This window comes from Streptomyces sp. SID3343, from assembly GCF_009865215.1.
Lineage (GTDB): Bacteria > Actinomycetota > Actinomycetes > Streptomycetales > Streptomycetaceae > Embleya.
Genome location: NZ_WWJX01000337.1, coordinates 1 through 9,706, shown reverse-complemented (window position 1 = coordinate 9,706; position 9,706 = coordinate 1). Strand labels below are relative to the sequence as shown.

Here is a 9,706-nt window from a genome sequence, read left to right as displayed (position 1 = left end):
CAACTGGGCTCCACCCTCGGGGCGACCCCGGATGTCCAAGCCCACAGCGCGGGCAACGACGAGGACAACGCGCCGTGCGGCGTACAACTGGGCTCCACCCTCGGGGCGACCCCGGATGTGCAGGCGCACAGCGCGGGCGACGACGAGGACAACGCGTGGTGCGGTGTGCAACTGGGCGCACCGGCATAAGTTGACCCCCCGTCAGGCCGCAGGCCGGCGGGAGACCCGACCGGCTTGTGGAATCCCGGGTAACCGGGACTCCACAAGCCGGTTTCCGTTCGACGCCGCCGACTCTGGGAGGCCTTCATGGACGGCTTGCTCCGGCTCGTGGACGATCTCCGAGCGCTCCGGACCGCCTGGGAGCGTGAGCCTTTCGTCAGCGCCGGTCTGGGCGACTTCAGCGATGTCTTCTCGCTCGACGCGGCCGAGCGGCTCGTCCACAGCGGCCTTCCGTTGACCTCGGTGCGGCTCTTCCGCGACGGCGAACTGCTGCCGTCCGAGGCCATCCTGCGCGATCGCGGGAGCAATGCCAGGAGCCGCGAAAAGCTGGCCGACAACGCGAAGGTCACCGAGTCCGTCGGGGCGGGCGCCACTCTGGTGCTCGAGGAGCTCCAGACCTACAGCCCCGAGGTGGCCGGCTTCGCTGCGGCGCTCACCCGAGAGACCGGCTACGAGGCAGACTGCACGGCCTTTCTGACACCGGCTCGGGCACGCGGCATAGCTCCCCACTACGACCCGGTGAGCGTCTTCCTCCGACAAGTGCACGGCTCCAAGCGCTGGCAGATCAGCGCCCCCACGAAGCGCTGGCCGAGCCGCGTCGAAGCGGTCGACCCGAGGATGCCGACCGAGCCGGTACTGGACGTGGTACTCAAGGAAGGCGAGTGCCTCTACATCCCGCGCGGATTCGTGCACGTCGGCGAGACCACCGACGAGCCCTCGCTGCACCTGTCGACGAGTCTGCGCTCGGTCACGTGGGAGACGGTCCTACGCAGCCTGCTGGCGGCGGCGGCCGAGCAGTCCGAGCCGCTTCGCGAAGCCCTCCCGCCGGTCTTCGCCGAGTTCGACGGTGGTGCCGTACTGCGGGAGCGGGTCGATGTACTGACCGAGTATCTGGCCGGCTTGGACTGGTCCCGGATCTCGCTCCGGCAGTTCCGGGCCAGGCAGTCGGCAACGCCGTACGTCCCCGGCGGCCTGGCCGCCGCGCTGAGCCGGTCCGGCGAGGGCGGGCCGAACCCGGCGCAGTAGGGATGCGGCCGCCGAAGGTCGCATACGGACCGAGGGTGAACTCGAAGTTCGCCTACCTTCAGGCGACGGGCGCGCCGTTGCCTTCCCGCTGCTTCGCCTGCTCGGCGGCTGCGGCGTCGTTGTCGTGGCCGGGGAGGGTGGGGGCGGGCTTGTGGTCGGGGTCGAAGTCGACTCGCTTCAGTTGCCGGTTCATCGACTTCAGGAGGAGCCATGTCGCGATGCCGAGCCCGGCGACGACCAGGAACCCGAGCAGGCCCGGCGTGACCTTGCTTTCCTCGACCGCGAGCTGGAGCGCGAGCGGTGTCATGACGAACTACCTCCTGGATCGGAACTCCTTGTGCTCAAGAGTGACATCCGTTCGGCCGCGCGTATGCACCGAGGGCCCGGAGATGTGCTCTCCGGGCCCTCGTTCGGGTCAATGGTCGCCCATCGGCGGCTTGGATCGGTCCGGGCGACCGCTCGGGGACGGTCGGCCGGGGGCCGCTCGGCGCGAGGATTCAGCGGTTCGGAGGTTCAGCGGTTCCGAGGACCAGGGGTTCCGAGGACCAGGGGTTCAGCGGTTCGCGCCGACGCGTACCCCCGCGAACAGGTCGTCCTCGGGGAGGTCGGTGTCGACGAGCGACCGCACCAGTTCGTAGTCCTCGGTCGGCCACACCTCGCGCTGCACCTCTATCGGTACCCGGAACCAAAAGCCCTCGGGGTCGACCTGCGTCGCGTGTGCGATCAACGCGCGGTCGCGCGTCTCGAACCAGTCCGCGCACGGGACGCGCGTGGTGATGTCACGCTCGTCGCGCTCGCCCCAGCGCTCGATCCACTCGCCGTAGGGGGATTCCAGACCGCGGGTGAGCATCCCCTCGTGCAGCGCGACGATCCGCGCCAGCGAGATGCCCTGGTTGTAGTACAGCTTCAGCGGCTGCCACGGCTCGCCCGAATCGGGATACGCGTCGGGGTCACCGGCCGCGTCGAACGCCACCATGGTGATCTTGTGGGTCTGGATGTGGTCGGGGTGCGGGTAGCCGCCGTTCTCGTCGTACGTGGTGACCACGTGCGGACGGAACTCGCGGATCAGCCGCACGAGCGGCTCGGCCGCCTTCTCCACGTCGAGCACCGCGAAGCACCCGTCGGGCAGCGGCGGCAACGGGTCGCCCTCGGGCAGGCCCGAGTCCTCCCAGCCCAGCCACGCCTGCCGCACGCCCAGGATCTCGCGCGCCGCGTCCATCTCCTTGCGCCGCACCTCGTGGATGTTGGCCTCGATCTCCGGGTTGCCCTGGAGAGCGGGGTTGAGCACCGAGCCGCGTTCGCCGCCGGTACAGGTCGCGACGAGGACGTCGGCCCCCTCGGCGACGTACCGCGCCATCGTCGCCGCGCCCTTGCTCGACTCGTCGTCGGGGTGCGCGTGCACCGCCATCAGCCTCAGCCGATCGTCACTCACCGGAAACGTCGCTCCTCTTCACGTGCCCTCTGCCCGCCGGCCCGTCGTGCCGCCGGGACCTGTCGGAGGGTGCTTTCGCACCCGACATATAGTGGCCGATAGATCTCGCCCGGGCGTAAACCCGGGCCCTTCCCCGCAGGAGACACGGTGAGCGCAACGCCCGCAACCCGCTACGGCAAGGGCGCCACCCGCAACGACCGCGGTCTCAAGATCGCGTTCGCCGTCTTCCTGGTGTTGCTGGTCTCCGCGACGATCTGGATCGGCCTCGATGTGGCGAACCCCGGCGTGCGCGGGTCTATTCCGAGCTTCGAGGTGACGTCCGATTCGTCGGTGGAGGCGCAGATCGAGGTGCGCAAGGACGCCGACAAGGAAGCCGTGTGCGTGTTGCGCTCGCGGGACAAGGACGGCATCGAGGTCGGCCGTCGCGAACTGCGGTTCGACAAGGGCGAGAAGAAGATCGACCGAACCGAGACGCTGCAGACGGCCGGCAAGCCCAACACGGCCGAGCTTGAGGACTGCCACACCGTCTGAGGTTCGACCGGGGCGGCCGGGGCGACTGCGGTGCCGGGTGACCCTCGCGGTCGCCGCATCGCTGCCGTACCACTGTCCCGCACCACTGCCGCACCACTGCCGCGTCGCCTGATCGAGTGGACTACGTACGAGTGGGCTGAGTCACCCACTCGGCCGTGACTGCCCGAGACGTCGGGAGATTGTTACTCTCGAAGCTTCGTCCCCTCCCGACCCGAGGTGTTCACACCGCGGACCGTGAGGGGGCGCTGGTGTATGTACTGGATGTATGTGAAGGCCGGTAGCGCGCGTCGTGCGTGCCCCGGTCGCGCGCACCTCCCGTACGCAACCCGTACGCAACCTGTACGCAACCCCTGTCGCAGATCTACGAGGAGCACCCCGTGACCCAGACCAGCGCAAGCGTCACCTGGCTCACCCAGGAGGCGTACGACCGGCTCAAGGCCGAGCTGGAACACCTGTCGGGTCCCGGCCGTGCCGAGCTCGCCGTGAAGATCGAAGAGGCTCGCCAGGAAGGCGACCTCAAGGAGAACGCGGGCTACCACGCGGCCAAGGAGGAACAGGGCAAGCAGGAGCTGCGCATCCGCCAGCTCATCGGCCTGCTCCAGGACGCCAAGGTCGGCGAGGCGCCTGCCGACGACGGCATCGTCGAGCCGGGCATGGTCGTCACCGTCGTCTTCGACGGCGACCAGGACGACCCCACCACCTTCCTGCTCGGCTCGCGCGAGGACGCCGTGACCGACATCGAGGTCTACTCGCCGCAGTCGCCCCTGGGCAAGGCGATCAACGGCAAGAAGGCCGGCTACCGCGCGACCTACGCGCTCCCGAACGGCAAGAGCATGGACGTCGAGGTCATCAAGGCCAAGCCCTACAAGGGCTGAGCAACGACGCGACTCGGCCCGGCTCCCCCGCTCGGTTCGGGAAGCCGGGCCGAGTGCTGTCGCGACGGCACGCGTCGTGCCCGGTCGGGCCGTTCCGCTGTGCTCGGGTGGCTTACGAGACCGCGGAGCGGTACTTGCGCACCGACCAGGTCCGGAACACCACGATGATCAGGATCGACCACATCAGCGACGCCCACACCGGATGTTGCATGGGCCACGCGTTCGACACCTGATCGGCGCCCGGCGTGCCGAACAGCACCCGGGCCGCCTGCACCGTCGCGCTGAACGGGTTCCAGTAGGCGATGTGCTGGAGGAACGTGGGCAGCGTGGTCGGCGGCGCGAACGCGATCGACAGGAACGACAGCGGGAACAGCCAGATCAGCCCGCCCGACGTGGCCGCCTCCGGGGTACGCACCGACAGGCCGATCAGCGCGCCGATCCAGGAGAACGCGTAGCCCAGGAGCAGGAGCAGCGCGAGGCCGCCGATTCCCTTGAGCACACCGTCGTGCATCCGCCAGCCGACGATCAGTGCGCAGATCACCATGACCACCATGGTCAGCGCGGTCTGCACCGCGTCCGCGATCGTGCGCCCGGTCAGCACCGCGCCGCGCGACATCGGCAGCGAGCGGAACCGGTCCATCAAGCCCTTGTGCATGTCGTCGGCGATGCCCGCACCGGCGCCCGCGGTCGCGAACGTGACGGTCTGGGCGAAGATGCCGGCCATCACGTAGTCGCGGTACGCCGTCTTGTCCTCGACGCCGGGGATGCCGATCGCGCCGCCGAAGACGTACGCGAACATCAGCACGAACATGACCGGCTGAATCATCCCGAAAATGACCATTTCGGGAATCCGCAGCATGCGAATCAGGTTCCGTCGGGTCATCACGATCGAGTCGCGCACGGACTGCACGATGCCGCCGCGCACGACGGGTGCGCCCAAGGGCGCCGGGGCCGGAGCCGGTGACTCGGTCAGGGTCGCCATCACTTCTTCACCGCCTTCGTGCTGCCGCGAGGGGCCTCGGCGCCGTCGCCGGCGGTGTCGCTGTCGCCCGTGGCGTCGGTATCGCCCGGGTCGGCGGTATTGCCGTCGTCGGTCTCGGCGGCGTGGCCGGTGAGCGAGATGAACACGTCGTCGAGGGTCGGTCGGCGCAGACCGATGTCGTCGATCTCGATGCCGCGCGAGTCGAGTTCGCGAATGATCTCGGCGAGCAGCTTCGCGCCGCCGGTGACCGGGACGGTGATCCGCCGCTGGAGCTTGACCACGCCGATCTCGCCCTTGCCGAACGCACCGAGCATCTCGGTCGCGTCGGTCAGCCGCTCCGCGTCGTGCACGACGACCTCGACGCGCTCACCGCCGACCTTGGCCTTGAGCTGGTCGGCGGTGCCGCGCGCGATCACCTTGCCGTGGTCCACCACGGCGATGTCGTGTGCGAGGTGGTCGGCCTCTTCCAGGTACTGCGTGGTCAGCATCAACGTCGTGCCGCCCGCGACCAGTTCCTCGATCACCCGCCACAGCGCCATCCGGTTGCGTGGGTCCAGACCGGTGGTGGGCTCGTCCATGAACATCACGGGCGGCCGGACCACGAGCGCCGCGGCGAGGTCGAGCCGGCGCCGCATGCCGCCCGAGTAGGTCTTGGTGGGCCGGTCCCCGGCCTCGGACAGGTCGAATTGGGCGAGCAGTTCGGTCGCGCGGCGCTTGGCGTCCTTGCCGCTGAGTTGGTACAGCTCGCCGACCATCCGGAGGTTCTCGCGGCCGGTGAGGTACTCGTCCACCGCCGCGAACTGCCCGGAGAGGCCGATCGAGCGGCGCACCGCGTTGGGGCTCTTGAGCACGTCGTGGCCCGCCACGACGGCTCGACCCGAATCGGGCTTGAGCAACGTGGTCAGTACGCGCACACATGTCGTCTTGCCGGCGCCGTTCGGTCCGAGCAGGCCCAGGACGGTGCCGGTGGGCACACTCACGTCCACGCCGTCGAGCGCTCGGACCGAGCCGAAGGTCTTGACGAGACCTTCGGCGACGATCGCTTCCTGCATGTCGGTGGATCACTCCTCGTGCGGGTCGGGCAGGGGTGTGGTCGATCGATGGTGATCTCCACCATGCGCCCAACGCGCCGAGCATGCGACCGCTTTTCACCTCGGTGCAACCACTCGTCACGTGCTGCGGCTGTACCGACCGTTGGTGATCGAGGCGGTGCGGGATTCGATCGCGTCCTCCGTGGGCGGATATGGCTTGCGAGTCGACTCAAGCACACCGCACCGACAACCGGGTGGCGGGCGGGGCCGGTTCGGCTTTGGTGATCGTGCGGTTCGGGTTTGGGTGATCGTGCGGTTTGGGTGGGGTTGATTGGGTTGGCTTGGTTCGGCTGGCCGGCCGGCCAGCTGGCTCGGCTGGGCTGGCTCGGCTTGGCTTGGCTCGGCTGGCTCAGCTCGGCTGGGCTGGGCCGGCTCGGCTCGGCCTGGCTCGGCTTGGCTCGGCTTGGCCTTGCTCGGCTCGGCCTTGCTCGGCTTGGCTCGGCTTGGCTCGGCTTGGCTTGGCCTGGCTCGGCTGGGCCGGCTCGGCTCGGCTGGCTCGGCTCGGCTCGGCTCGGCTCGGCTTGGCTTGGTTGATCGGGTGGTTCAGCTTTTGCTTACCGTGTATCCGGCGCTGTACAGCGCTTCGACCACGGCCGCGCAGTGGGTGGTTCCCTTGGTCTCCAGTTGAAGGTCCACGTCTGCCTCGCCGATGCGCAGCGTCGCCTCGGTACGCACGTGTGAGACCGCCACGATGTTGGCGTCGGTCTCGGCCAGTCGGCCCAGCAGCGTCGCGAGTGCGCCCGGCCGGTCCGGGATGCGTACCCGCAGGGTCAGGTATCGACCGGCCGAGACCAGGCCGTGGCGGAGTACGCGCAGCATCAACAGCGGGTCCACGTTGCCACCGGACAGCACCGCCACGACGGGCCCCTCGATCGACTCGCCGCCTTCGAGCAGGGCCGCCACCGACGCGGCGCCGGCCGGCTCGACGACGAGTTTGGCGCGTTCCATGCACAGGAGCAGGGCCTGCGACAGGGATTCCTCACCGACCGTGCGGACGTCGTCGACGAGGTCTCGGATCAGCCCGAAGGGGATTTCGCCGGGGCGGCCGACCGCGATGCCGTCGGCCATCGTGCCGAACGAGGGCAGCGACACGGGCACGCCCGCGGCGAGCGAGGGCGGGTAGGCGGCGGCGGACGCGGCCTGCACGCCGATCACCTTGACGTCGGGCCGAAGTGCCTTGACCGCCACGGCGATTCCGGCCAGCAGGCCGCCGCCGCCGGTGCCGACGAGGATCGTACGGACCTGCGGGCACTGTTCCAGGATCTCCAGGCCCACGGTGCCTTGGCCGGCCACGACGTCGCGGTGGTCGAAGGGGTGGATGAACACGGCGCCGGTCTCGTCGGAGTACGCCCGCGCGGCGGCGAGGGCGTGTTCGACGTTGTCACCGCCGAGGATCACCTCTGCGCCGTAGGAGCGGGTCGCGGCCACCTTGGGCAGCGGCGCGCCGGCCGGCATGAACACCGTGGACGCGACTCCGAGCGTGCGGGCGGCCAAGGCCACGCCCTGCGCGTGGTTGCCCGCGCTCGCCGCCACGACGCCGCGGGCGCGCTCGGCCTCGGACAGGCCCGCGATCCGTACGTACGCGCCGCGGATCTTGAAGGATCCGGTGCGCTGGAGGTTCTCGCACTTGAGGAACACGGGCGTGTCGAGGCGGTCGGTCAACGCACGACACGGCCTTATCGGGGTTGCCCTGACGACCCCTTCGAGCATCTTTCGCGCAATACGAATGTCGTGCAACGTCACCTGGGCGGGGGCAGGACTGCTCATGTGCCGAGTGTCGCACCACGTGTCCTCGAAGCCGGACGGGCGGTTGGGGTTTTTCTTTCGCCTGCGGTGGGCTTGTCCTCAAGCGCCGGACGGGCTGTGTTTGAACCGGACGGCTCGCGCTCCCGAGCCGCGGGCTTGTCCTCAAACGCCGGACGGGCTGGGGGCTCGGCTCCGCTCGGTTCGGCCCGGGTGGCCCGGCCCGGCTCCGTTCAGGCCGGCTCAGACCGGTTCGGCTCGGCCCGGCTCGGGTGGTTCGGTTCGGGGCGGAGGGGTGGGGGTTCAGGTGCGCGACTGGCGGCGTTCCATCGAGGTGTTGAAGCGGGTGAGGAGTTCGGTGAAGCGGGTGCGGTCGTCGTCGCTCCAGCCGGCGCAGATCTCGGCCATCAGGCGTTGGCGCGCGTGGCGCACCTGGTGCAGGCGGTCGCGGCCCTCGGTGGAGAGTTCGAGCAGGACGGCTCGGCCGTCGTCGGGGTTGGGGATCCGGTCCACGAGGCCCTGTTCGACCAGCGGGGTGACCTGGCGGGTCACCGTGGAGGAGTCGATCGACATCGCCTGCGCGAGTGCCTTGACCCCCATCGGGCCGCCGGTCTCCAGTCGGCCGAGCAGCAGATAGGCGGCGCGGTCCATGGAGTTGCGCAGTTCTCCGACGGCGCCCAGTCGCGTTTGTTCCGCGCGCCGCGCGAACAACGCCACCTCGTGCTGGAGGCGGTCGTACAGCGGGTCGGCAGAGCCGGTGGGGTCGTCAGGGGCCTGGTCCGGTGTCATCGCCGCTCGTTCGTCGATCCGATGTGGTGTTCCGAGGATATTGCGCGGACCGGGATCACCGGGCCCGACTGGGCGATTCCACCCCGCAAGGGGTGTCCGAAGTTTTACCGTTGCGTCAACGCAGGGTTCCGGCGCCGTCACCGAAGTGGGGCGCCGGCGCCGGGCATGCGGTACCGAGGGGCGATATGTCGCGACACGCGACTACCCGAACAAGTGTGGGGCAGCAGAGGTAACAGAGCGGCAACGGCAACGGGTCGGCTCGGGTCACTGCACCGGGGCATCCGCTCGGCAGACCTGCGGGAGGGGATCGTGCGCAAGCGCGAGGCTCGCGAGTTCGACGTCTTCGTACACACCGTCGGTGCGCAACTGCTGCACGCGGCCGACCTTTTGACGGGCGATCGTCGGCGCGCGGAGCGTCGGGTCGAGCGCGCGTTGGTGCATACCTGTCTGAAGTGGAGCCGGTTGCCGAGCGAGGACCCGGTCCGGACCGCGTGGCACGCGCTGCTGCGGGGCTATCTGGACCCGTGGCGTCCGGGGCCGCGCGGGTATCAGGGTGAACCGGCGGACGCGGGCGAGCCGTTCAGCACGCTCGACCGGTTGGGGCGGGTCGAGCGGGCGGCGGTCGTACTGCGGTTGTACGCGCGCCTGGACGAACACGACGCGGCGCAGGCGCTGGGGTTGCCGATCGAGGCGGTGGCCCTCGCGTGGCGGCGCGGGATGGCCGAGATGTTGTCGGTGGACCGGCCGCGGTCGGCCGAGGTCCGGGAGTCGGGCGCGAGGGTCGCGTCGGTGGTCGAGACGGCCGTTGCGACGGTCGTTTCGGGGACGGGGGCGCCGCGATGAGCGTGACGGTGACGGCGCCGGGGGCCGAGGACGAGGACGCGGTACCCGAGCCGCCCGATTTCCCGTATCGCCCGCTCCCGATCGACCTGACCCGTCGGGTGCGCCGCCGCGCGCAGTGGAGGCGGCTGCGGCACGTGTGCGGCTCGCTCGCGGTGACCGGCGCCGCGCTCGGCAC

11 protein-coding genes are annotated in these 9,706 nt (G+C 69.9%); 5 read left to right on the top strand and 6 right to left on the bottom strand.

Translation table 11 applies throughout. The features are described from left to right. Together GT354_RS11415 and GT354_RS11410 are read left to right on the top strand one after the other, a co-directional pair. A partial coding sequence (locus GT354_RS11415) for a hypothetical protein (protein ID WP_161356168.1) occupies positions 1-189 on the top strand: 189 nt, incomplete at its 5' end. Positions 190-306: 117 nt separating this feature from the next. Further along, the gene (locus tag GT354_RS11410) at positions 307-1,245 is read left to right on the top strand and encodes a cupin domain-containing protein (RefSeq protein ID WP_161356167.1); all 939 of its coding nucleotides are present in this window, start codon (positions 307-309) and stop codon (positions 1,243-1,245) included. 58 nt (positions 1,246-1,303) lie between these two features. On the opposite strand, the gene GT354_RS52540 is transcribed toward GT354_RS11410, so the two are convergent. Together GT354_RS52540 and mca are read right to left on the bottom strand one after the other, a co-directional pair. Next, positions 1,304-1,552, bottom strand: a complete 249-nt coding sequence (locus GT354_RS52540; RefSeq protein WP_202511772.1) for a hypothetical protein — start codon at positions 1,550-1,552, stop codon at positions 1,304-1,306. A 246-nt stretch (positions 1,553-1,798) separates the two neighbouring features. Then, on the bottom strand, positions 1,799-2,653 hold the full coding sequence (gene mca / locus GT354_RS11405) for a mycothiol conjugate amidase Mca (protein ID WP_161356170.1): 855 nt from the start codon (positions 2,651-2,653) through the stop codon (positions 1,799-1,801). Between the two features lie 171 nt (positions 2,654-2,824). On the opposite strand from mca, the gene GT354_RS11400 reads away from it, so the two are divergent. Together GT354_RS11400 and greA are read left to right on the top strand one after the other, a co-directional pair. Next, the gene (locus tag GT354_RS11400) at positions 2,825-3,208 is read left to right on the top strand and encodes a DUF4307 domain-containing protein (RefSeq protein WP_161356166.1); all 384 of its coding nucleotides are present in this window, start codon (positions 2,825-2,827) and stop codon (positions 3,206-3,208) included. 377 nt (positions 3,209-3,585) lie between these two features. Then, the gene (greA, locus tag GT354_RS11395; protein ID WP_161356165.1) at positions 3,586-4,083 is read left to right on the top strand and encodes a transcription elongation factor GreA; all 498 of its coding nucleotides are present in this window, start codon (positions 3,586-3,588) and stop codon (positions 4,081-4,083) included. A gap of 112 nt (positions 4,084-4,195) precedes the next feature. Here greA and GT354_RS11390 read toward each other — a convergent pair whose 3' ends face one another. The 4 genes from GT354_RS11390 to GT354_RS11375 all read right to left on the bottom strand — a co-directional run bounded on the left by GT354_RS11390 (position 4,196) and on the right by GT354_RS11375 (position 8,688). Next, positions 4,196-5,065: an ABC transporter permease gene (locus tag GT354_RS11390; RefSeq protein WP_161356164.1), complete on the bottom strand. Its 870-nt coding sequence runs from the start codon at positions 5,063-5,065 to the stop codon at positions 4,196-4,198. Beyond that, positions 5,065-6,117 carry an ATP-binding cassette domain-containing protein gene (locus GT354_RS11385; RefSeq protein ID WP_161356163.1) on the bottom strand — a complete coding sequence of 351 codons (1,053 nt, stop codon included), beginning with the start codon at positions 6,115-6,117 and terminating at the stop codon, positions 5,065-5,067. Before GT354_RS11385 ends, GT354_RS11390 begins: the two co-directional genes overlap by 1 nt. A gap of 582 nt (positions 6,118-6,699) precedes the next feature. Beyond that, positions 6,700-7,923: a threonine ammonia-lyase gene (gene ilvA, locus GT354_RS11380; RefSeq protein WP_202511771.1), complete on the bottom strand. Its 1,224-nt coding sequence runs from the start codon at positions 7,921-7,923 to the stop codon at positions 6,700-6,702. A 279-nt stretch (positions 7,924-8,202) separates the two neighbouring features. Continuing rightward, on the bottom strand, positions 8,203-8,688 hold the full coding sequence (locus GT354_RS11375) for a MarR family transcriptional regulator (protein ID WP_161356162.1): 486 nt from the start codon (positions 8,686-8,688) through the stop codon (positions 8,203-8,205). A gap of 309 nt (positions 8,689-8,997) precedes the next feature. Between GT354_RS11375 and GT354_RS11370 the strand changes: the two genes are divergently transcribed. Further along, the gene (locus GT354_RS11370; RefSeq protein ID WP_161356161.1) at positions 8,998-9,531 is read left to right on the top strand and encodes an RNA polymerase subunit sigma-70; all 534 of its coding nucleotides are present in this window, start codon (positions 8,998-9,000) and stop codon (positions 9,529-9,531) included. Positions 9,532-9,706 lie beyond the last annotated feature (175 nt).